Below are 22465 nucleotides of genomic sequence, written 5' to 3'. Positions count from 1 at the left end.
GAGGACGGACACGGATCATGAGCAGATTCCTCGACTTCTTCGGCAGCGCGTTCGTCGACCTCCGCTACTACCTCGTCTATCTGCCGCTGGGCATCATCGGCCTGGTCCGCTGGGCCTCCTGGCTGGTGCGGCGGGTGCCGGCGGCGCTGTACCGGCCCGCCCGCGGCGAGCACCCGGCCACGCTCGGCGTCGTCGTCCCCGTCTACCAGGAGGACCCGGAGATCCTCCGCCTCGCCATCGAGTCCTGGCTGGCCAACGAGGTCGACGAGGTGGTCCTGGTCATCGACGTCACCGACGACGTCTGCCGCCGGGTGGCGGAGGGCTACCCGGTCACCGTCCTCGTCACCGACGTCCCCGGCAAGCGCGACGCCCTGCGGCGGGGCTGGGAGGCCTGCCGCTCGGAGCTGGTCGCGCTGGTCGACTCCGACACCGTCTGGGCCGACGACGTCGCGGCCGAGGTCCGCAGGCCGTTCGCCGACCCGCGCGTCGGCGGGGTCGGCACCCGGCAGAACGTCTACAACCCACGCGGGTTCCTCCAGCGGGTCAACGACATGTTCCTCGACTACCGGTACTTCGACGAGAACGCGTCGCAGACCGTCCTCGGCCGGGCCGTCTCCTGCCTGTCGGGGCGCACCGCCGTCTACCGGCGCGCCCTGCTCCTGGAGGTCTCCGACGACTTCATGGCCGAGACCTTCATGGGCGTGCCGTGCATGTCCGGCGACGACAAGCGGCTGACCACGCTCGTCCTGGAGCGCGGGCACCGTACGTACATGCAGCGCTCGGCACGGGTCTGGTCGACGTTCCCCGGGACGCTGCGCGTCTTCTGCAAGCAGCGGCTGCGGTGGGCCCGCAACACCTGGCGCTCCGATCTGAGAGCACTGTCGCGGCGCTGGGTGTGGCGGCACCCGTTTCTCGCCTACAGCATGATCGACAAGAGCGTCAGCAGCTTCACCCTGCTGCTGTCACCGTTCTTCATGACGTACGCGATCGTCCGCCACGACTGGTTCTTCGTCGCCTGCCTGGGCGCCTGGTGGTGGGTCAGCCGGTCGATGAAGATGCTGCCGCACCTCGTACGCAGGCCGACGTCGTTCTTCCTGGTGCCGGGCTTCGTGGTGATGTCGTTCCTGATGGCCGTCATCAAGATCTGCGCCCTGCTCACCGTGCGCCGCCAGCGCTGGCTCACGCGTCAGGTGTCGGTGGAGAACGGCGTCGTGGTCCGTACGGCGCCGGTCGCCCCGTCGTCCGAGGCGGCCGCGCCGTCCTCCGGGGCGGGGGCGGCGGCGTGAGGGGGCGGGCCGGGGCGCGGGCCCGGGGTGCGGGTCGTCGTTCGGCCGGCCGCCGGTGGGGCTTCTCGCGCAGTTCCCCGCGCCCCTTACGGGGCGCTTCCCCGGGTGCCGCCCTGCGCAAGGCGGCGCTCGGGGCCGTGGGAGCCGCGCTGCTGGCCGCGCCGGTGGTGGTGCCGGGGGCCGTGGCACCGGGGGTGACGGCGTTCTCCGGGGTGCCGGGAGGTTCGGGGTATCAGGCCCCGGCTCCGGCGGGCCCGACGGGAGATCCGGGGGCGCCGACCTCCGCTCCGGGGGAGCCCGCTCCGGCACCGGTGCCGCCTACCGCGGACCCGGGCGGGCCGACTTCGGGTCCGGGGGCGCCTACGGAGGATCCGGGGGCGCCGACCTCGGGGCCGGCGGGGCCCACCCATGATCCGGGTGAGCCGACCTCGGCCCCGGGTGAGCCGACCGGGGATCCGGGGGCGCCCACCTCCGCCCCGGGGGTGCCCACGGGTGACCCGGGGGTTCCGACCTCGGCGCCGGTGGAGCCGGCTCCTGACCCGGGGGCCCCGACTTCGGCCCCGGCGGAGCCCATCCCTGACCCGGGGGCCCCGACTTCGGCCCCGGCGGAGCCCACCCCTGACCCGGGGGCACCGACCTCGGGCCCGGGGCGGCCGACAGGTGAACCGGGGGAGCCGACGGAAGAGCCCGGTGCGCCGACCTCGGCCCCGGCGGAGCCGACTTCGGCCCCGGCGGAGCCCACTTCGGCGCCCGCGGAGCCGACCTCCGGACCCCCGCAACCAACATCCGCGCCACCGCAGCCGACCTCCGAACCACCGCATCCAACATCCGACCCACCCCAACCGACCTCCGACCCACCCCAACCGACGCGTGATCCGGGTGCGCCGAGTTCGGCCCCGGCGCACCCCACGTCGGCGCCGTCCCGGCCGACGCGGGCTCCGGCGCCCTCGGTGCCGGTGGCGCCGACCCTGCCGACCCGGGTGCCGGCCGCGCCGACCCGGGCTCCCGAGGTGCCGGATCCGGGCCGGGTCACGAAGCCCGGGCGGGAGGAAGCCGGGGCCCGGGCCGGTGGCGATCCCGATGTCGCGGCCTGGGCGCGCAACGGCAGGCCCGAGCGGCTGATCGTGCTGCGTCCCGGCACCGTCGCCCTGGTCCGGCGCGGGGTCGTCGTGCGGCGGCTCTACCCGGGCCCCGGCGCGGTCACCCCGGGCTGGCTCTCCGCCAACGCGGGGGCGGGCTGGATCACGTACCAGCCGGGACGGCACCCCACGATGCGGGTGCGCGCGGCGGTCCTGCTCGCGCCGGGCAGCGCCCTCCAGATCCGGCCCGCCGACGGCACCGTCCTGTTCACGACGGGCCGGACGGCCGCGTCCGGCACCTGGATCAAGGGCTCGCGCGCCGTCCTCGACCTCACCGGCGCCACCCTCCGCTCGACAGGACCCGGCCCGGGCCGGCCCTATCTGGCGATGGGCGCGGGCGGCCGGATGGACATCGTGCGCTCGACCGTCACCGGATTCGGCCGCGCGGGACCCGCCGTGCAGTCGGGGGTCACCTGGGCCAGGGGCAGCACCGGCAGCGCCGTCCGCTCGGCGTTCCGGGGCAACCGCACCGGGCTGCGCCTGGGCGGCTCCCGCGGGGTCCGGCTCGACCGGGTCACCGCGACCGGGTCGGCCGAGGACGGCGTCGTCCTGAACGGCGACCGCGGCACCACCGTGCGCGCCCTGTCCGCCGTGGCCGGCGGGCGGCACGGAGTCGTCGTGGGCGGCACCGACGGCCGCGTCCTGACCGGTGTCGTCACCCGCGCCAACGGCGGCACGGGCATCAGGACGACACCGCAGCGCGGCCTCGTCCTGAGCGCCCCGGTCGCGTACGGCGACGGGAGCGGCGGCATCCGGCTGATGTCCTGCGCCTCCTGCACCGTCCGCAGCCCGCTGGTGGGCTCGACCCCGGCCGCGATCGCCGTGCTCGGGGCGGGTTCCCGGGTGACGGTGAGCGAGCCCGACCTGGCCGGTGACGGCAGCGGTACGGGCATCTCGCTGGCCGCGGGCATCGGCGGCGCGACCGTCCGCGGCGGCCGGGCGACCGGTTTCGCGCGGGCCGTCGAGGTCGCCGGGGCGCACGTCGTCGTCGACGGCACCGCGCTCGACGACTGTGCCACCGGCGTCGCCGTACGCGGCCGGGCCGGACCCGTCGCGCTGCGCGACCTGGACGTGCGGGCCCACCGGTTCGGGATCACCGCGTCCGGCACGACCCGGGGCGTGTCCCTGACCGGGGTGCGGATCGGCGGCACCAGCGTGAAGGGCCTGTCCTCGGCGGCACCGGGGCTGCGGGTCGACGGCGGCTCGGTCACCGGCGCGCAGACGGCCGTCGACCTGCGCGGCTCGGCCCGCCTCGACCGGCTCGTCGTCAGCGAGGCCCGCCGCGGGGTGCACCTCGCCCCCGGCGCGCGGGTCACCGCCGTCGGCCTGGACGTGCTGGCCCGCCGCAAGGGCGTCGACGCCGAGGCGGGCGCCCGCCTGGAGTTGACCGACTCCCGGGTGCGGGCGGCCGTCGCGCTGTCCGGGGACGGCTCGGTGCGCCTCGACGACGCCACCGAGATCAGCCTGCCGCCCTTCCCCTGGCTCGGCCTCGCCGCGCTGGTCGCGCTCGGGCTCGCGGTGCTGCTCCAGACCGTCCACCAGGTCCGGCACCGCAGGACCGCGCCGCCGCGGGTCGCGGGCCATGTCAGGAACACCGCGTGACGGGGCACAGGGAGGGGCAGCCATGCGCAGGCGGCAGTTCATGGTGGCGGGGGCCGCCGCGGCCGGGGCGGTGCTCGTCGGGTGTTCGTCCGGCTCGAAGGACGACCACGCGACGCAACCGGCCCCGCCCCCGACCACCACCCCGACGGGCCCGCCGCTCACCGGGGGCGCGCGGGCCGTGGCCGGACTCTTCGGGGCGCAGGTCAGCGCCCGGCACGCCGGATCGTTCGGCCTCGACCGGGCCGAACTGCTCGCCGGCGGCGGGCCGGTCCCGGGCCCGGTCCTGCGGGTCCGCTACCCGGCCCGCTCGGCCAGTCCCACGGTGGCGCGCACCTACGACCGGCCCGGGGGCGGCGTCCAGCTCTACCTGCCGCTGCGCTCCGGGCCCGTCGACCGGCTGCACCTGAGGTACTGCCTGCGCTTCCCGGCGGGCTTCGACTTCGTCAAGGGCGGCAAGCTGCCCGGCCTCTACGGGGGGACGACCACCAGCGGCGGCCACATCCCCGACGGCGACGACGGCCTGTCCACCCGCTACATGTGGCGCTCCGGCGGCCTCGGCGAGGTGTACGCGTACCTGCCCACCTCGAAGGTGCACGGCACCTCGCTCGGCCGCGGCTCCTGGTCCTGGCCGGTCGGCCGCTGGACCTGCGTCGAGCAGTCCGTGGTCCTCAACCGCTCCGGGCACCGCGACGGCTCGGTCACCGTGGACCTCGACGGGCGGCGGGTGCTCTCCCGGGACGGCCTGGAGTTCCGTACCAGTGACGAGCTGCGCATCGCGGGCGTCTTCTTCTCGACGTTCTTCGGCGGCGGCGACCCCAGCTGGGCCACCCCGCGCGCCCAGTACGCGGACTTCACCGCGTTCACCGTCGCCTCCCGCCCCATCGGCCCGCCGCCCGGTCTGCGCTAGCCCCCGGCCCCGGGCCGCTCAGGCCCTGTCCGGCGGCTGTCGGTCCGGCGACGTACTCTGGAGAACCCCGGCCCGTGAGACGTGTCGGGCCCTTTGCGTTGCCCACCCCGGACGGGAAAGGCCAAGGCCCCCATGAGCCTGCACGGACTGCTCGACGCCGTCGTCAAGGACGCGGCCCTCACCGAAGCGGTGAAGGCTGCCGGTGACGGCAACCGCATGCACATCGACCTGGTGGGCCCGCCCGCGTCCCGCCCCTTCACGGTGGCCGCGCTCGCCCGCGAGGCGAAGCGGCCCGTGCTCGCCGTCACCGCGACCGGCCGGGAGGCCGAGGACCTGGCGGCGGCGCTGCGCTCGCTGCTGCCCGCCGACGGCGTCGTGGAGTACCCGTCCTGGGAGACGCTGCCGCACGAGCGGCTCTCCCCGCGCTCGGACACCGTCGGCCGCCGCCTCGCCGTGCTGCGCCGCCTGCGCCACCCGCGCGCCGACGACCCGGAGACCGGCCCGGTGTCGGTGGTCGTCGCCCCGATCCGCTCGGTGCTCCAGCCGCAGGTCAAGGGCCTCGGCGACCTGGAGCCCGTGGCGCTGCGCTCGGGTGAGTCCGCCGATCTGAACGAGACGGTGGAGGCGCTCGCCGCTGCCGCCTACGCCCGGGTCGAACTCGTCGAGAAGCGCGGCGAGTTCGCCGTCCGCGGCGGCATCCTCGACGTCTTCCCGCCCACCGAGGAACACCCGCTGCGCGTGGAGTTCTGGGGCGACGACGTCGAGGAGATCCGCTACTTCAAGGTCGCCGACCAGCGCTCCCTGGAGATCGCCGAGCACGGCCTGTGGGCGCCGCCCTGCCGCGAGCTGCTGCTCACCGACGACGTCCGCGCCAGAGCGGCCGACCTGGCGGAACAACACCCTGAGCTGGGCGAACTCCTTGGCAAGATCGCCGAGGGCATCGCGGTCGAGGGCATGGAGTCCCTGGCCCCCGTCCTCGTCGACGACATGGAGCTGCTGCTCGACGTGCTCCCGGACGGCGCCATGGCCGTCGTCTGCGACCCGGAGCGGGTACGCACCCGGGCCGCCGACCTGGTCGCGACGTCCCAGGAGTTCCTGCAGGCCTCCTGGGCGGCGTCCGCGACCGGCGGCGAGGCCCCCATCGACGTGGGCGCGGCCTCGCTGCGCTCCATCGCCGACGTCCGGGAGCGGGCCCGTGAGCTGGGCATGATGTGGTGGTCGGTGTCGCCGTTCGCCGCGGACGCCTCCGGGCTCGACGCGGACACGCTCCAGCTCGGCCTGCACGCCCCCGAGACCTATCGGGGCGACACCGCCCGCGCCCTGGCCGACACCAAGGGCTGGCTCGCCGACGGCTGGCGCGCGGTCTACGTCACCGAGGGGCACGGCCCCGCGTCCCGCACCGTCGAGGTGCTCGGCGGCGAGGGCATCGCCGCCCGTCTGGAGCGGGACCTCGGCGAGCTGGCGCCCTCCGTCGTCCAGGTGGCCTGCGGCAGCCTCGAATTCGGCTTCGTGCACCCCGAGTTGAAGATCGCCGTCCTCACCGAGACGGACCTCACCGGGCAGAAGACGGCCGGCAAGGACGGCCAGCGGATGCCCGCGCGGCGCCGCAAGACCATCGACCCGCTCACCCTCGAATCCGGCGACTACATCGTGCACGAGCAGCACGGTGTGGGCCGCTACATCGAGATGGTGCAGCGCACCGTGCAGGGCGCCACGCGTGAGTACCTGGTCGTCGAGTACGCGCCCGCCAAGCGCGGCCAGCCCGGCGACCGGCTCTACATCCCGACCGACCAGCTGGAGCAGATCACCAAGTACGTCGGCGGCGAGGCCCCGACGCTGCACCGGCTCGGCGGCGCCGACTGGACGAAGACGAAGGCGCGCGCGAAGAAGGCCGTCAAGGAGATCGCCGCCGACCTCATCAAGCTGTACTCGGCCCGCATGGCGGCGCCCGGGCACGCCTTCGGCGCGGACACGCCCTGGCAGCGGGAGCTGGAGGACGCGTTCCCGTACGCGGAGACGCCCGACCAGCTGACCACGATCGCCGAGGTCAAGGACGACATGGAGAAGACGGTCCCGATGGACCGCCTGATCTGCGGCGACGTCGGCTACGGCAAGACCGAGATCGCTGTTCGCGCGGCCTTCAAGGCGGTCCAGGACGGCAAGCAGGTCGCCGTCCTCGTCCCGACGACCCTCCTCGTCCAGCAGCACTTCGGCACGTTCTCCGAGCGCTACGCCCAGTTCCCGGTCAGCGTGAAGGCGCTGAGCCGCTTCCAGACGGAGACCGAGTCCAAGGCGACCTTGGAGGGGCTGCGCGACGGGTCGGTCGACATCGTCATCGGCACGCACCGCCTGTTCTCCTCCGAGACCAAGTTCAAGGACCTGGGCCTGGTCATCGTCGACGAGGAGCAGCGGTTCGGCGTCGAGCACAAGGAGCAGCTGAAGAAGCTCCGGGCCAACGTCGACGTGCTGACCATGTCCGCGACCCCCATCCCCCGTACGCTCGAAATGGCGGTCACCGGCATCCGCGAGATGTCGACGATCACCACGCCGCCCGAGGAGCGCCACCCGGTCCTCACCTTCGTCGGCCCGTACGAGGAGAAGCAGATCGGCGCGGCCGTCCGCCGCGAGCTGCTGCGCGAGGGCCAGGTCTTCTACATCCACAACCGCGTCGAGTCCATCGACCGCGCGGCCGCCCGGCTGCGCGAGATCGTGCCCGAGGCGCGCATCGCGACGGCGCACGGCCAGATGTCCGAACAGGCCCTGGAGCAGGTGGTCGTGGACTTCTGGGAGAAGAAGTTCGACGTCCTGGTCTCCACGACGATCGTCGAGTCCGGCATCGACATCTCGAACGCGAACACGCTGATCGTCGAGCGCGGCGACAACTTCGGCCTCTCCCAGCTGCACCAGCTGCGCGGCCGGGTGGGCCGTGGCCGCGACCGCGGCTACGCGTACTTCCTGTACCCGCCGGAGAAGCCGCTGACGGAGACCGCCCACGAGCGCCTCGCGACCATCGCGCAGCACACGGAGATGGGCGCGGGCATGTACGTGGCGATGAAGGACCTGGAGATCCGCGGCGCGGGCAATCTGCTCGGCGGCGAGCAGTCCGGCCACATCGCGGGCGTCGGCTTCGACCTGTACGTGCGCATGGTCGGCGAGGCCGTGGCCGACTACCGGGCCTCCCTCGAAGGCGGCGTGGAGGAGGAGCCGCCGCTGGAGGTCAAGATCGAGCTGCCGGTCGACGCACACGTCCCGCACGACTACGCGCCGGGCGAGCGGCTGCGCCTCCAGGCCTACCGCTCCATCGCCTCCGCCAACTCCGAGGAGGACGTCACCCACGTCCGCGAGGAACTCACCGACCGCTACGGCAAGCTGCCCGAGCCGGTCGAGAACCTGCTGCTCGTCGCGGGCCTGCGGATGCTGTCCCGCGCCTGCGAGGTGGGGGAGATCGTCCTCCAGGGCAACAACATCCGCTTCGCGCCGGTGGAGTTGAGGGAGTCCCAGGAGCTGCGCCTGAAGCGCCTCTACCCCGGCACGGTCATCAAGCCGACCACCCACCAGATCCTCGTGCCGCGCCCGAAGACGGCGAAGGTCGGCGGCAAGCCGCTGGTCGGCCGCCAACTGCTGGCCTGGGTGGGGGAGTTTCTGACGACGATCCTGGGGTCGTGAGGCCGCGCCGCCGAACCCGCCGCACGACAGCCCGCCCGGGCCACCCCCGCATCCCCCGGGCGACGCGGGGCATTCGATACGTTGAACCGGCTCAACCGGTACGAACACATGTGAACAATGCGGGAGGGGTGTCGTGATGCGAGGCGCGGGGCGGGGCGTGGTGGCTGTCGTGCTGGCCGCCGTGGCGGTGACCGGGTGCAAGACCGAGCTGGACAAGGGCGCGGACGGCAGCGGCAGCGGGAACCCCGGGGCCGGGGCGCAGGGCAAGGCGGGCAGTGCGCTGGCCGCCGTCGACGAGCTGACCGTCAAGGGGCGGGCGCCCAAGACCGGTTACTCGCGGGAACGATTCGGCACCGCGTGGGCCGACACCGACTCCAACAGCTGCGACACCCGCGACGACATCCTGAAGCGGGACCTGAAGGACGTCCGGTACAGCGACGGCAAGTGCAAGGTGGCGAGCGGCTCGCTCGCCCCCGACCCCTACGGCGGCAAGGACGTCACCTTCAAGCGCGGCGCCAGCAGGGTCGACATCGACCACCTGGTCGCGCTCTCCGACGCCTGGCAGAAGGGCGCCTTCAAGTGGGACCCGAGCAAGCGCATCGCGCTCGCCAACGACCCGCTGAACCTGCTCGCCGTCGACGCGAGCCCCAACCGCAGCAAGGGCGACGGCGACACCGCGACCTGGCTGCCGCCCAACAAGGGCTACCGGTGCACGTACGTCGCCGGGCAGGTCGCCGTGAAGAAGAAGTACGGGCTGTGGGTGACCGGCGCCGAGCGGGACGCCATGAAGAAGGTGCTGAACACCTGCCCCGACCAGAAGCTCCCCACCGGCGGAAATTCGACTGCGGCGCCCTCGCGCTTCCATGCACGATGACCCCATGGACGCACCGCCCCCGCCGCACGACGGCCTGACGATCACCACCCTCGCCGACCGGCCCGACCTGGCCGGACCGGTGTGGGCGATGCCCGACAACTGGCCGGTCTTCGTGCCGCACGACCCCGTCGGCGCCCTGCTGATGCACCGCGTGCGCGACGAGCTGCCCGAGTACGTGCTCGTCGCCACCGACGCCGAAGGGCAGGTCGTGGCACGGGGGTTCAGCGTGCCGTTCGCGCTGCGCGCCGAAGGGCGCGGGGAACTCCCCGACCGGGGCTGGGACCAGGTGCTCCAGTGGGCGTTCGCCGACCGGGAGCGCGGGACCGTGCCCGACACGGTCAGCGCCGTCGAGATCACGATCCTGCCGGAGATGCAGGGCAAGGGCCTGTCGGGGCGGATGCTTTCGGCGATGCGGGAGAACGCGCGCTCGCGCGGCTTCCGCCAGGTCGTCGCGCCGGTGCGGCCCAGCGCCAAGCACCGCGAGCCGGCCGCGCCGATGAGCGAGTACGCGTACCGGGTGCGGGAGTCGGACGGGCTGCCGCACGACCCGTGGCTGCGGGTGCACGTCCGCGCGGGCGCCGCGATCGAGAAGGTCGCGCCCGCCTCGATGACCGTGTCCGGGTCGCTCGCCCAGTGGCGGGAGTGGACCGGGCTGCCTTTCGACACGGCGGGTCCCGTGGAGGTGCCCGGCGCCCTGGTGCCGGTGCACTGCGCGCCCGATCTCGACCACGCCGTGTACGTGGAGCCGAACGTGTGGATGCGGCACGCGCTGTGAGCGCGTGCCGCATCCGTCGCCCCCCTCGGGCGGTCCGAAAAGCTCTGAGCGTTACAGCTTCAGGTCCCACTGCGTGCCGTCGTACTCGAAGCTCGGCGTGACCTCGACCGTGAGGTTCCCGGCGTCCGCCGGAGCGTCGAAGGCGTACACGACCGTGGCCTTCTTGCCGGGCAGGATCGTGCCGTTGAAGCCCGCGCCGACCTTGTCGTCGAAGATCGCCTCGGCGGTCGTGCCGTCCTTGCCGGCGCGGGCGTCGGCGGTCAGCAGCGTCGCGTCGAACTTCGCCTTGCTGTCGTTGGTGACCGTGACGGTGACCTTGTAGGCCTTGTTGCCCTTGGTGTGGCCCGCGGCGTACTCGTTCGGGTTGAACGCCACCGCGTTCGACACCGACACCGTCAGATCGTCGTCGTAGATCACGGAGTCGCCCGCGTCGAGCGTCTTGCCCGCGGCCGGCTTCTCGTCCTTGTCCTTCGTGTCGCCCTTGTCCGCGCCCGCCTTGCCGTCGGCCTCGCTGTCGGCCTTCGTGTCCTTGGCCTTCGTGTCCGACACCGACTTGTTGATCTCGTCGACCGCGTCGCCGACCGCCTTGAACGTGGTGTACGCGCCGAAGACCGCGAGGCCCATCGCGATCAGGCCGAGGATCGCGCCGGCCAGCGCCACGCCCTTGTTCGTGGCCTCGCCCCGCTTGGCGCGGGACCGGCCCGTCAGGCCCAGGATCAGGGCGATCACGCCGAGGACACCGGCCAGCCAGAACAGGATCGGGACGATCCCGGACAGGGCGCCGATGATGCCCAGGATCAGCGCGGCCGTCCCCAGCCCGTTCCGCGCGACCTGCTGCGGCTGGTGCTGCGGCTGCTGGAACGGCGGGTACTGCGGGTGCTGCTGCGGCTGGGTGTGAGACATGACAGTTCCTCCGAGATGAGAGACGCCAACCTCCCCCCGGCTTTCCGTGTATCCGGCGGTTGGCTGGGTCAAGAACACCATCATCTGTGAACCGAGTCAACCGTGTACACAAGATTTGCGTTGTGAACAGGTGTGAATGCGGTTCTTAGGTGGAGGTCGGTAAGGTCCGGTCTACACGTCACGCCACGAGGGGAGCCGGAGCGGTGCAGGACAACGCGACAGAGGTGACAGCCGCCGGAATCGCCCGGCTCGCCGGGGTCGGCCGGGCCGCGGTCTCCAACTGGCGGCGCCGGCACGCCGACTTCCCCAGGCCCGTGGGCGGCACCGACACCAGCCCCTCCTTCGCGCTCACCGAGGTCGAGGAGTGGCTGCGCGCCCAGGGCAAGCTCGCCGAGGTACCGCTGCGCGAGCGCGTCTGGCAGCAGCTCGCCGGACACCCGGCGGGCCCGGTCACCGCGCTGCTGCACGCCGGAAGCGTCCTGCTGCTCGTGCACGACCGGCCCACCGAATGGCTCGCCCTGAGCGCCACGACGGACGACCGCGGCCTCGCCGAACGGCTGTCTGCCGCCCTCGAAGGCGTCCTCACCCCCCGCTTCGGGGCGCCCGCCGAGCGCGCCCTCGCGACCCCGGGGCCCACCGCCCTCGAACCGTCCGTGCCGCTGCTGCGCGGCGCCGCCGAACTCGCCGCGGACATCGGCGCCCGCCGCGCCTTCGGATTCCTGCTCGGCCGCCACCTGGACGCGAACCCGCGCCAGTACACGCTGACCCCGCCGGGACCCGCCGCCCTGATGGCCGCCCTCGCCGGACCCGCCGCCACCGCGCTCGACCCGGCCTGCGGCACCGGCGCCCTGCTGCACGCCGTGCGCACCCACGGCGCCCGCGACCGGCAGCGCCTCTACGGCCAGGACACGGCCCCCGAACTGGCCGCGCTGACCGCCCTGCGCCTCGCCCTCGACGGGCCCGCCGGGGAGGGCGAGGGCCCCACCGTGCGCACCGCCGCCGCCGACACCCTGCTCGCCGACGCGCTCAGCGACGTCGCCGCCGACGTGGTCCTCGCCCACCCGCCGTTCAACGAGCGCGGCTGGGGCCACGACGAGCTGGCTTACGACCCGCGCTGGGAGTACGGCTTCCCGGCCCGCACCGAGTCCGAACTGGCGTGGGTGCAGCATGCGTTGGCCCGCCTCAAGGACGGCGGCACCGCCGTCCTGCTGATGCCGCCCACCGTCGCCTCCCGCCGCTCGGGCCGCCGCATCCGCGCCGACCTGCTGCGCCGCGGCGCCCTGCGCGCCGTGATCGCGCTGCCCGCGGGCGCTGTCCCGCCGAACAACATCCCGCTGCACCTGTGGGTGCTGCGCAGGCCCGCGGGCCCGGCCGCGCCGGGCCCGGCCCCCGAACTGCTGCTCGTCGACACCACCTCGCTGGCCGCCCCCGGCGACGTACGGGAGAAGCAGGCGTGGGCCGCCGTGCAGGACGCCGTGCTCGACGCCTGGCACACCTTCGACCGCGCCGGAGCGCTGAAGGAGCGCCCCGGCGTGGCCCGTTCGGTGCCGGTCATCGAACTCCTCGACGACGAGGTGGACCTCGCGCCCGCCCGCAGGCTGCCGCCGCCGGCCGCGGGCGGGGGCGGCGCCGCCGAGCTGACCGCCGTGCGCGAGGACCTCGCGGGCACCCTCCGCCTCACCACGAAGCTCACCCCGAAGTCCGCCGTCCCCGCCGCCGAACCGGCCCGTTGGCCGCTGACCACGATCGGTGAACTCGCGCGCGCGGGCGCCCTGTTCCTGCGCACCCCCGCCGCATCCGGGGCCGACTCCCGCACGGGCGGCCCCGCGCGCGCGGCGGTCCCCGTCCTCACCGACCACGACGTCCTCGCCGGCGCCGCCCCCTCCGGCACCTTCACCGGCGACGACGAGCCGTTCCTGCTGCGGGCCGGGGACGTCGTCGTGCCCGTCGTCGGCGGCGGCGCCACCGCGCGCGTCGTCGACGGGGCCACCGAGGGCGCCGCCCTCGGCCGCGGTCTCGCCCTGCTGCGCCCCGACCCGGCCGCGCTCGACCCCTGGTTCGTCGCCGGGTTCCTGCGCTCCACCGCCAACAACCGGCAGGCCAGCAGCTATGCCTCCACGGCGACCCGGCTCGACGTGCGCCGGCTGCAACTGCCCCGGCTGCCCCTGCCCGAACAGGCCGGGTACGGCGAGCGGTTCAAGGCGCTGGCCGCGTTCGAGGACGCGCTGCGGCTCGCCTCCCGGCTCGGCGGACAACTCGTCCAGGGCCTCCACGACGGGCTGACGGACGGCACGCTCGCACCGGAGTGAGAGCCACCGGGTGAGCAGGTCCACAACGGTTCGGTACAACCCTGGGCCGGTTGTCGCAGTCGGCCTATACGCTCGACGGAGCACGCGGTTCGAACACCAGCCACACAACAGGAGCATCCATGCACGGCCACGGCTACGCGCCTCCGCCCAGGCTCCCCTCGTCCGGAGCGCAGGCGGGCCTGCGCGTGCTCTTCGTGGCCCTCGCCGTGCTGTCGTGCGGCTTCCTGGCGTTCGTGCCGGTGCTCCGGCTCGCCGTGACCACCCGCAGGAAGGCCGACTGGGGCGTCTTCGCCGGAGTCGCCGCGCTCCAGTTCATCTGCTGGGTCGGCGTGTTCAGCGACCCGGGAGCCGACGAGTTCACCACGTGGTGGGGGAACACCGCGATGGGGCTCATGTTCGTGGACATGATCATCTCGGTCTCGTACTACCTGGTCTGCGACATCCGCTTCGTCCGCAGGCACCCGCAGCCCATGGGCGCGGCGCCGTACGGCGTGCAGCCGCCGCCGGTGTACGGCTACCCGCAGCCCCAGCACCAGCCGCAGCCCCAGCAGTACCCGCAGGCGCCCGTCGCGCCGCCGGTGCACGGGATGACCACGCAGACGGGCGGCACCGCGCCCCTGCCCCATCAGACGCCCGCCCCCGCCCCCGCCCCCGCGCCGCAGCCCAGCACCCAGGGCCAGCCCCCGCAGCGCATCGACCAGGTCCGCGCGGAGCTGGACGAGCTGAGCGACTACCTGCGCAAGCAGGACGGCGGTCGGTGACGGCGTTGTCAGCTCTGTCGGGGCTCCCCACCTCCGGCGGCCACCTCATCGCGGGCCGCTACGAACTCTCCTCGCTCATCGGCCAGGGCGGCATGGGCCAGGTCTGGACGGCGTACGACCAGCGTCTGGACCGCCGTGTCGCCGTGAAGCTGGTCCGCCCCGACCGGGTCGCGGGCGCCGAGGCCGAGGAGCTGCGCCGCCGCTTCCTGCGCGAGTGCCGCGTCACCGCCCAGGTCGACCACCCCGGCCTGGTCACGGTGCACGACGCGGGCACCGAGGGGGGCGACGGGACCGGCACCGGCTATCCGCCGTTCCTGTACCTCGTCATGCAGTACGTCGACGGCTCCGACCTCGCCGACCACCTCGCCGAGCACGACCCCTACCCGTGGCCGTGGGCCGTCTCGATCGCCGCCCAGCTGTGCGCCGTCCTCTCGGCCGTGCACGCGGTGCCGATCGTCCACCGCGACCTCAAGCCGCGCAACGTGATGGTGAAGAAGGACGGCACCGTCACCGTCCTCGACCTCGGCGTCGCCTCCGTCCTCGAGACCGACACCACCCGCCTCACCCACACCGGCTCGCCCATCGGCACGCCCGCCTACATGGCGCCCGAGCAGGCGATGGGCGGCGCCGTCGGCCCGTACACCGACCTGTACGCGCTCGGCGTGCTGCTCCACGAACTCCTCAGCGGCGACGTGCCGTTCGCGGGCACCACCGCCCTCGGCATCCTCCACCGCCATCTGTACGAGGCCCCGGTCCCGGTCCGCCAGCTGCGCCCCGAGGTCCCCGAGGCGCTCGAGCAGCTGGTCCTGCGGCTGCTCGCGAAGGACCCGCAGCACCGGCCGGCGTCCGCCCAGCAGACGTACGAGGAACTGCTGCCGCTGCTGCCCGCGCGGGGCGTGCCCAGCGGCCGTCCGCTCGACCCGACCCGCCCGTTCCTGCGCCCGCACGCCCCGTGGCCCGACCGTGCCGTGACCCCCGCGCCGCAGCCCGCGGGCTCCGACGTCCAGGGCGACCGGCCCGACGTGGCCCGCGCCGTCGACGAGGTCAAGCGCCTCCTCGGCGAGGGCCGCATCACCCAGGCCGTCGACATCCTCGGCGCGATCCTGCCCGCCGCGGCCGCCCAGCACGGCGAGCACTCACCCGTCGTGCGCACCCTGCGCAAGCAGTACGCGGCCACGCTCATGGACGACGGCCAGTACCGCCGCGCCCTGCCCGAACTGCGCCGCCTCGCCGACGAGCGCGCCGCAGAGGCCGGCCACGCCGACCCGCAGTCGCTCCAGTTCCGCTACGAGGTCGCCCAGTGCCTCGAAGCCCTCGGCGAACCGGCCGCGGCGCTCGCCGAGTACCGCTCCCTGCTGCCGTACTACGAGAACCAGTACGCGACCACGGACCTGCGGCTCGCCCTCGAAGTCCGGCGCCGCATCGGCCAGTTGCTGCTCGCCGTCGGCGACCGGGGCGCCGCCCAGGAGACCCTGGTCCGGCTGCTGCACGACGCGGAGCGCATCCACGGCCCGGCCCACCCGTTCCCCTCCGAGGTCCGGCGCACCCTGCAATGGCTGGGACAGGTCAGGGGCTGACGCTCTCCGGGCCTTTCTTTTGCGCGTCCTTGGTGCGCCGCCTGTCATGATCTCCTCGGCGCACGGAGCGCCGGGGGAACACACGTCCGACAGGGGTGGGGATCAGCATGTCCAGGGCCGGAAGCCACAGACTCTCCAAGCGCAACCGCTACATCGCCTGGAGCGCGGCCGGAGCGGTCGTCGTCGCCGGTGGCGCCTTCGCCGCGACCACCGCGTCCGCGGCCACCACCTGGCCCGCGCAGAAGACGTTCACCGGCCGCGCCTTCGACGCCTGCACCGCGCCGTCGGCCGCCGCGATGAAGGCCTGGAACACCGGGTTCTACGGCGCGGCCGCCGTCTACGTGGGCGGCAAGAACCGCGGCTGCGCCCAGCCCAACCTCACCGCGTCCTGGGTCAAGACGGTCACCGCGCAGGGCTGGAAGCTCATCCCGCTCTACGTGGGCGCCCAGCCGCCGTGCCAGACCGGCACCCGCAACGAGAAGATGACCACGTCCAACGCCGCCACGCTCGGCACCGCCGACGGCAAGGACGCCGTGGCGAAGTCCGCCGCGCTCGGCATGAAGGCCGGCAGCGCGATCTACCTGGACATGGAGCCGTACGACACCACGAACAGCTCCTGCAACAAGGCGGTCCTGAACTACGTCCGCGCCTTCGACAAGGTGCTGCGCGGCAAGATCTACCGCGCCGGCTACTACGGCTTCTCCAGCTCCAGCGCCGCCGCGATCGCCACCGCCACCGACCGCACCGACCTGCCGGGCAACCTCTGGTACGCCAAGTGGGACAAGGTGAACACCACCACCTCCGACTGGCCGTGGGACAAGTCGCTCTACACGAACCACAGCCGCGCCCACCAGTACATGGTGAACAGCAAGGAGAAGCGTGGCAGTTACACCATCACGGTCGACCGCAACGCCTGGGACGCGCCGGTCGCCATCACCGGCTGAGTCATCAGGCCGCGGCGGCCGGGGCGGTACCTCATCTCCCGACGAATCGTTGTCGAATAGGTGGCCGAGCCCGCGGTCACCTCCTAACATCGATCACCGCCGGACTTTGTGCACCGACGCACAAACTCGCCGCAGGGAGGCCACCTTGCACCGCCGCCGCACCGCGCTCGTCCTGTCCACCGCCGCCGTCGCCGCGCTCCCCGTCCTCACCGCCTGCGGGAGCGAGGCGCATCCCGGCGCCGCGGCCGTCGTCGGCGGCCAGCGCATCACCGTCTCCCAGCTGGAGAGCAGGGTGAGCGAGGTGCGCCAGGCACAGCAGGACGTCACCGCCGACAGCGCGCAGTACGAACAGGCCGTCGCCAAGTCCGGCGGCCTCACCCGCAACACCCTGCACACCATGGTCCTGGACCGGGTGCTGCACCGCGCCGCCACCGACGCCGGGGTCTCCGTCTCCCGCAAGGAGATGCAGGACATGCGCGCGGGCCTGGAGCAACAGGCGGGCGGCGCCAAGCAGTTGGAGGCGTCCTGGCTCCAGCAGTACAACGTCGCGCCGAAGCGGCTCACCGAGTCGCTGCGCACCGAGATCGAGGCGCAGAAGCTGGCGACGTCGCTCGGCGCCGACACCCAGACCCCCGCGGGCCAGGCCGCCTTCTGGAAGGCGCTCTCCCAGGCGTCCAAGGAACTGAACATCGACCTGAACCCGCGCTACGGCAGCTGGGGCGTCACCAAGGCCGGCACCGTCGGCCGCGTCGACGCCAAGACCCCCTGGCTGACCCAAGTCACCCAGGAGGCTCCGGCGGACCAGCAGCAGACGGCCTAGCGCAGACGTTGTCGGCGGCCTGCGTTACGTTCGAGGCGTGAACGACGACACCTCTTCCGACGCCGGCCGCGTCGTCCTGCTCACCACCAGCCACCGGGTCGCCCCCGGGCTGCTGTCCTGGCAGGCGTGGCAGGTCCTGCACGCCGCCGACGACGTGCTCTGCGCCGACTCCGAGCACCCGCAGCTGCCGTATCTGAAGGAGGCGGGCGTCGAGGTCACCCTCGGGACGCCCGCCGCCCGCGACCTCGTCGAGCGCTGCGCCGACGGCGGCCGCACCGTCGTCGTGCTGACCACGGCGGAGGGCGACCGCCGTCTCACCGACGGCCTGGCGACGCTGGCCGGCTCCGGCCGCGTCGCGATGCCGTCCCTCGAACTCCTCCCCGGCTCCTACGACCTGCCGGGCGCCCGCCTCCTCGACCTCGTCCAGGTCATGGACCGCATCCGCCGGGAGTGCCCCTGGTCGGCGCTGCGCACCCACGAGGACCTGGCGAAGTACGTCATCGAGGAGGCGTACGAGCTGGTCGAGGCGATTGAGGCCGGGGACCGGGAAGAGCTGCGCGAGGAGCTGGGCGACGTCCTGCTCCAGGTCGTCTTCCACGCCCGGATCGCCGAGGAGGACACCGAGGAGCCGTTCTCCGTCGACGACGTCGCGGGCGGCATCGTCGACAAGCTCATCCACCGCCACCCGCACGTCTTCGGCGACGAGAGTGCCGCCACCCCGGAGGAGGTCCGGGAGATCTGGCTGCGCAAGAAGGCCGAGTCGAAGCAGCGCGACTCGGTGACGGACGGCGTGCCGGTCGGCCAGCCCGGTCTGGCCCTCGCCGCGAAGCTCGGCTCGCGCGTGCGCACGGCGGGCCTCGACGTCCCGGTCCCGGAGGGCGAGGACGTCGGCGCCGAACTGCTCGCCCTGGCGCTGCGCGCCGAGGCGTCCGGCGTCGACCCGGAAGCGGCACTCCGGGCGGCGGCCCGCGCCTACCGGGACGCGGTGCGCGCCGCCGAAGGCCTGCAGCGCGTCAGCGGGGCGTGAACTCCACGGGCAGCGTCCGCAGCCCCCGCATGATGAGCCCGCCGCGCCAGCGCAGCTCGGCGGGGTCCTCGCCGAGGCGCAGGTCCGGAAGGCGGGTCAGCAGCGTCGCCAGCGCGGTGTGCCCCTCCAGGCGGGCGAGCGGGGCGCCGATGCAGTAGTGGATGCCGTGCCCGTACCCCAGGTGCTTGTTGTCGCGGCGGGCCAGATCGAGGGTGTCGGGACTGTCGAACCGGGCGGGGTCCCGGTCGGCGGCGGCGAGCACCACGAGCACCGGGTCGCCCTCGGCGATCGCGACCCCGCCGATCGTCAGATCCTCGGTCGCGTACCGCCAGGTCGCCATCTCCACGGGCCCGTCGAAGCGCAGCAGTTCCTCCACGCCCGTCTCCAGGAGCCCGTGCTCGCCCCGGGCGAGGGCGGACTGGAGGACGGCCCGCTGCCCGGGGTGGCGCAGCAGGGCGTGCGTGCCGTTGCCGATGAGGTTGATGGTCGTCTCGAACCCCGCGAAGAGCAGCACGAAGCACATCGCCACGACCTCCTCCTCGGTGAGGTGCTCGCCGTGGTCGGAGGCGCGGATGAGGCCGGAGATCAGGTCGTCGCCGTCGCCGAGCCGCTTGCGGTGGATGAGGTCGGCGAGATAGCGGCGGATCTTCTTCACGGCCCGGGCGACCCCGCCGCGCGGCCCCTTGCCGTGGCGGATCATCATGCCCGCCCAGTCCCGCAGGTCGTCCTGGTCCTCGCGCGGGACGCCGAGCAGGTCGCAGATCGCGTAGATGGGGAGCGGGAAGGCGAACTCGTGGATGAGGTCGGCGCTGCCGCGGGCGGCGAAGCCGTCGATGAGGCCGTCCGTCAGTTCCTGGACGCGCGGGGCGAATTCGGCGACCCGGCGCGGGGTGAACGCCTTGGAGACCAGGCGCCGCAGCCGGGTGTGGTCCGGCGGGTCGATGTTCAGCAGATGGGTCATCAGGCCTGCGCTGCGCTCACCCGGGATGCCGGTCTTGCTCTTGCCGTGGGCGTCGTCCGCGTGGTGCACCGGGTTCTTGGACAGCCGCGGGTCCGCGAGCGCCTGGCGCGCGTCCGCGTAACGCGTCACCAGCCAGGCCTCTACGCCGCTCGGCAAGGTCGTCCAGTGCACAGGGCTGTGCTCGCGCAGCCAGGCGTAGGCGGGGTACGGATCGGTGGCGAACTCCCAGGTGAAGAGTTCGGGGACGGGCGCGGTGTTCACATCCCGACCGTACCCGGGAGCGGTCGGCGCAGGTCGAACATGTGTGACCGGTGCCACTCGGGACCGGCGGGGCGGCGCCGTGGGGTGTTTTGTCGTGATCTTGAAATGCCGCGAACTGGACGCATTCGCCGCACAGTTCGCGACCCCTCACAGGTGGTTAAAAACTGACGTTGTGTCAAATCTGTGATGGTCACGTGATCTACGCTGCATCGACTTGTGACAAGCGTTCGAGTCCCGCTACGTTCACCAGTCATCGCGACACACGCACAACAGGCACCACAGATCCATCCTGTCGCGTGCAGCAGTGACAGTCTCGCGAAAGGCAACCGCATGCTCTCCGGGAACGGCCGACACCGTCGCCCCCGCCAGGCCCCTGCTCTCGTCGTCGCCGCCGGAGTCACCGGCAGCGCCATCGCGATCCCGCTGCTCGGCGCGACCGGCGCGGGCGCGGCGACGGCCACCACGTGGGACAAGGTCGCCGAGTGCGAGAGCGGCGGGCAGTGGAGCCTGGACGCGGGCGACGGCTACTACGGCGGCCTGCAGTTCTCGCAGGAGGTCTGGGAGCAGTACGGCGGCCTCGACTACGCCCCGCGCGCCGACCAGGCCAGCCGTTCGCAGCAGATAGCCGTCGCCGAGAAGGTCCTCGACGACAAGGGGCCGAGCGCCTGGCCGAGCTGCTCGCTCACGGCGGGGCTCACCAAGGGCGACGGCTCGGCGGACGTCGACCCGGGCGCCACCACCACCCCGCAGCCGTCGGACACGGCCGACTCGGACTCCGGCTCCGACGCGGACGCGGGAGACAAGAATCACGACGAGTCGGGCACATCGGACAAGGCCTCGGGCGCGTCCTCGGGCAAGGCGTCGGGCACGGCGTCGGACGACGCGTCAGACGACGCGGCCAGTGACCCGTCGAGCGACCCGTCGGGCGAGGCGTCCGACGAGCCGTCAGCCGACAGCTCCGCCGATACCGGGGGTAACAGCGCGGGCGACGACGCGTCGGCCCCGTCCGGCACCGCCTCGCCGAACTCCCCGGCGGCCACCGACTCCAGCGGCTCCGCCGACTCCGGGGACGCCTCGTCCAACGGCCGCCACCGGGGTGACCCCGCGGCGGACGACGACGCCGACTCGCGTACGCAGGACGGCCGTCACGCGTCCCGCGCCGAGGAGCGCGACGACGCGGCCTATGTGGTCCGCTCGGGTGACAACCTCTGGGACATCGCGGACGCCCATGACGTACAGGGCGGGTGGGCCGCGCTCTACGACGCGAACAAGAAGACGGTCGGCACCGACCCCGACCTCATCCTCCCTGGTCAGAGTCTGGATCTTGGGCTCGAATCGGTCGAAAAGTAGCGGGAGTTACGGGGTCTTTGAGGCTCGTATGTCCACTTTTGTTCGAGTGAGACATGAGTCTCAAAGACCCTGATCGTCTTTGAAATCGGGCGGATCCACTGCTTACGGTCGTCACCGCTCGCCACAGCGGGCCCCGATGGACGTCACGCCGAATCCTGCCAACGTCCGTACGGGAACAGTCGACGCGTCAGCGCCGTAGGCAGGAGCGGGGGACCCAGGTAAGCCGCCGTCGAGGGAGACCGAGACGGCTTGGGGTTAAGTCGCGCACAAGGATGCGCGACCGGGCACTCACTGGCCCGAATCCGACAGCTCACCTCGTAGGCGTCGGTGAGGGGATCTCTCCATGCTGCTTTCCAGCAAGGGCAAGCACCGCCGCCCGTCCAAGGCCGTCCGTGTCGCCACCCTCGCGGGTGTCGCCGGTGCCGCTGTCGCCGTCCCGCTGATGGGCGCCACCTCCGCCTCCGCCGCCTCCACCTCCGAGTGGGACCAGGTCGCGCAGTGCGAGTCCGGTGGCAACTGGTCGATCAACACGGGCAACGGCTACTCCGGTGGCCTCCAGTTCTCGCCGTCCACCTGGGCGGCCTACGGCGGCACGCAGTACGCGTCCTCCGCCGCCGGCGCCTCCAAGGCCCAGCAGATCTCCGTCGCCGAGAAGGTCCTCGCCTCGCAGGGCAAGGGTGCCTGGCCGAGCTGCGGCGTGGGTCTCTCGGGCGCCTCCACGGGCAACTCCGCCCCGGCCGCCGAGCAGGACACCCAGCAGTCGCAGCCGCAGCAGAGCCGGCCGCAGCAGCAGGAGCAGAAGTCGACCGAGCAGCACACCGACTCCTCCGCCGCCTCGCGCTCGCAGTCGCGTGACACCGTCACCACCCCGACCGGCCAGAAGGTCGAGAAGGGCGACGGCGAGTACAAGGTCAAGACCGGCGACACCCTGAGCAAGATCGCCGACGCGCACGGCACCGACTGGCAGAAGGTGTTCAAGCTCAACAAGGACATCGTCAAGGACGCCGACCTGATCTTCCCGGGCCAGCAGCTCCACCTGAAGTAAGCAGCACCCCGCGGGAGTGCCGCGGGCCCGGCATCGGCGGACGCCGAGCCCCCGGCCGCACCCCCGTCCCCACCCCCAGTGGGCCGCTCACCTGAGCAGCCCCCGCCCCATGCAGCGGGCGGGGGCTGCTGTCTTTGTTCCGTTAAGAAACATTTCGCTCTGGGCGTTGTCCACGAGCCGGGCGGTCGGATGGCCGATGTCCCGGAGCCGGTTAGGCTCAGTGGGTCGGGACCGAACAATCCGGCCCCGCACCGTCCG

Annotated in this window: 16 protein-coding genes and 1 riboswitch; of the genes, 14 read left to right on the top strand and 2 right to left on the bottom strand. The window is 73.1% G+C overall.

Annotated features, from left to right (window positions below):
* Positions 1 to 17 precede the first annotated feature (17 nt).
* The 6 genes from K377_RS25960 (at position 18) to K377_RS25935 (ending at position 10249) form a co-directional block, all read left to right on the top strand.
* The gene (locus tag K377_RS25960; protein ID WP_111665930.1) at positions 18 to 1286 is read left to right on the top strand and encodes a glycosyltransferase; all 1269 of its coding nucleotides are present in this window, start codon (positions 18 to 20) and stop codon (positions 1284 to 1286) included.
* A 956-nt stretch (positions 1287 to 2242) separates the two neighbouring features.
* Complete coding sequence (locus K377_RS25955; RefSeq protein ID WP_146614759.1) at positions 2243 to 4027, top strand: right-handed parallel beta-helix repeat-containing protein; 1785 nt, start codon at positions 2243 to 2245, stop codon at positions 4025 to 4027.
* Between the two features lie 22 nt (positions 4028 to 4049).
* Positions 4050 to 4934, top strand: coding sequence for a polysaccharide lyase (locus K377_RS25950; RefSeq protein ID WP_202455411.1), 885 nt, complete (start codon positions 4050 to 4052; stop codon positions 4932 to 4934).
* Between the two features lie 132 nt (positions 4935 to 5066).
* Complete coding sequence (gene mfd, locus K377_RS25945; RefSeq protein ID WP_111665928.1) at positions 5067 to 8600, top strand: transcription-repair coupling factor; 3534 nt, start codon at positions 5067 to 5069, stop codon at positions 8598 to 8600.
* Positions 8601 to 8736: 136 nt separating this feature from the next.
* The gene (locus tag K377_RS25940) at positions 8737 to 9474 is read left to right on the top strand and encodes an HNH endonuclease family protein (protein ID WP_111665927.1); all 738 of its coding nucleotides are present in this window, start codon (positions 8737 to 8739) and stop codon (positions 9472 to 9474) included.
* A gap of 4 nt (positions 9475 to 9478) precedes the next feature.
* The gene (locus tag K377_RS25935) at positions 9479 to 10249 is read left to right on the top strand and encodes an N-acetyltransferase (protein ID WP_111665926.1); all 771 of its coding nucleotides are present in this window, start codon (positions 9479 to 9481) and stop codon (positions 10247 to 10249) included.
* Between the two features lie 51 nt (positions 10250 to 10300).
* On the opposite strand, the gene K377_RS25930 is transcribed toward K377_RS25935, so the two are convergent.
* Complete coding sequence (locus K377_RS25930; protein WP_111665925.1) at positions 10301 to 11152, bottom strand: DUF4190 domain-containing protein; 852 nt, start codon at positions 11150 to 11152, stop codon at positions 10301 to 10303.
* A gap of 203 nt (positions 11153 to 11355) precedes the next feature.
* Here K377_RS25930 and K377_RS25925 point away from each other — a divergent pair, with 203 nt between their 5' ends.
* The 6 genes from K377_RS25925 to K377_RS25900 all read left to right on the top strand — a co-directional run bounded on the left by K377_RS25925 (position 11356) and on the right by K377_RS25900 (position 18590).
* The gene (locus K377_RS25925; RefSeq protein WP_111665924.1) at positions 11356 to 13461 is read left to right on the top strand and encodes an N-6 DNA methylase; all 2106 of its coding nucleotides are present in this window, start codon (positions 11356 to 11358) and stop codon (positions 13459 to 13461) included.
* A 119-nt stretch (positions 13462 to 13580) separates the two neighbouring features.
* Positions 13581 to 14222, top strand: coding sequence for a hypothetical protein (locus tag K377_RS25920; RefSeq protein ID WP_111665923.1), 642 nt, complete (start codon positions 13581 to 13583; stop codon positions 14220 to 14222).
* Positions 14223 to 14227: 5 nt separating this feature from the next.
* Positions 14228 to 15799, top strand: coding sequence for a serine/threonine-protein kinase (locus K377_RS25915; protein ID WP_181512648.1), 1572 nt, complete (start codon positions 14228 to 14230; stop codon positions 15797 to 15799).
* Positions 15800 to 15906: 107 nt separating this feature from the next.
* Complete coding sequence (locus K377_RS25910; protein WP_111666049.1) at positions 15907 to 16743, top strand: glycoside hydrolase domain-containing protein; 837 nt, start codon at positions 15907 to 15909, stop codon at positions 16741 to 16743.
* Positions 16744 to 16888: 145 nt separating this feature from the next.
* Entirely contained in the window at positions 16889 to 17563 is a 675-nt protein-coding gene (locus tag K377_RS25905) for a SurA N-terminal domain-containing protein (protein WP_111665922.1), read from the top strand.
* A gap of 37 nt (positions 17564 to 17600) precedes the next feature.
* A complete protein-coding gene (locus K377_RS25900) occupies positions 17601 to 18590 on the top strand; it encodes a nucleoside triphosphate pyrophosphohydrolase (RefSeq protein ID WP_111665921.1) in 990 nt (329 codons plus the stop codon).
* Here K377_RS25900 and K377_RS25895 read toward each other — a convergent pair.
* Positions 18577 to 19812 (bottom strand): cytochrome P450, encoded by a 1236-nt coding sequence (locus K377_RS25895; RefSeq protein WP_111665920.1) that lies wholly within the window; start codon positions 19810 to 19812, stop codon positions 18577 to 18579. The genes K377_RS25900 and K377_RS25895 overlap by 14 nt on opposite strands.
* Positions 19813 to 20142: 330 nt before the next feature.
* Between K377_RS25895 and K377_RS25890 the strand changes: the two genes are divergently transcribed.
* Together K377_RS25890 and K377_RS25885 are read left to right on the top strand one after the other, a co-directional pair.
* A complete protein-coding gene (locus K377_RS25890) occupies positions 20143 to 21162 on the top strand; it encodes a transglycosylase family protein (protein WP_111665919.1) in 1020 nt (339 codons plus the stop codon).
* Between the two features lie 136 nt (positions 21163 to 21298).
* Positions 21299 to 21501, top strand: a riboswitch (cyclic di-AMP (ydaO/yuaA leader).
* Positions 21502 to 21505: 4 nt separating this feature from the next.
* Entirely contained in the window at positions 21506 to 22207 is a 702-nt protein-coding gene (locus K377_RS25885; RefSeq protein WP_111665918.1) for a transglycosylase family protein, read from the top strand.
* Positions 22208 to 22465 lie beyond the last annotated feature (258 nt).

This window comes from Streptomyces sp. PsTaAH-137 (assembly GCF_003259365.1).
Classification (GTDB): Bacteria; Actinomycetota; Actinomycetes; order Streptomycetales; family Streptomycetaceae; genus Streptomyces.
Note: the sequence above shows the minus strand (reverse complement) of the source record. Positions and strands in the feature narration are given on the sequence as shown.

Coding starts and splice junctions, on each gene's coding strand:
- mfd (WP_111665928.1), top strand. CDS start 5,067: ATGAGCCTGCACGGACTGCTCGACGCCGTCGTCAAGGACGCGGCCCTC.
- K377_RS25935 (WP_111665926.1), top strand. CDS start 9,479: ATGGACGCACCGCCCCCGCCGCACGACGGCCTGACGATCACCACCCTC.
- K377_RS25910 (WP_111666049.1), top strand. CDS start 15,907: ATGTCCAGGGCCGGAAGCCACAGACTCTCCAAGCGCAACCGCTACATC.
- K377_RS25950 (WP_202455411.1), top strand. CDS start 4,050: ATGCGCAGGCGGCAGTTCATGGTGGCGGGGGCCGCCGCGGCCGGGGCG.
- K377_RS25890 (WP_111665919.1), top strand. CDS start 20,143: ATGCTCTCCGGGAACGGCCGACACCGTCGCCCCCGCCAGGCCCCTGCT.
- K377_RS25960 (WP_111665930.1), top strand. CDS start 18: ATGAGCAGATTCCTCGACTTCTTCGGCAGCGCGTTCGTCGACCTCCGC.
- K377_RS25920 (WP_111665923.1), top strand. CDS start 13,581: ATGCACGGCCACGGCTACGCGCCTCCGCCCAGGCTCCCCTCGTCCGGA.
- K377_RS25885 (WP_111665918.1), top strand. CDS start 21,506: ATGCTGCTTTCCAGCAAGGGCAAGCACCGCCGCCCGTCCAAGGCCGTC.
- K377_RS25930 (WP_111665925.1), bottom strand. CDS start 11,152: ATGTCTCACACCCAGCCGCAGCAGCACCCGCAGTACCCGCCGTTCCAG.
- K377_RS25940 (WP_111665927.1), top strand. CDS start 8,737: ATGCGAGGCGCGGGGCGGGGCGTGGTGGCTGTCGTGCTGGCCGCCGTG.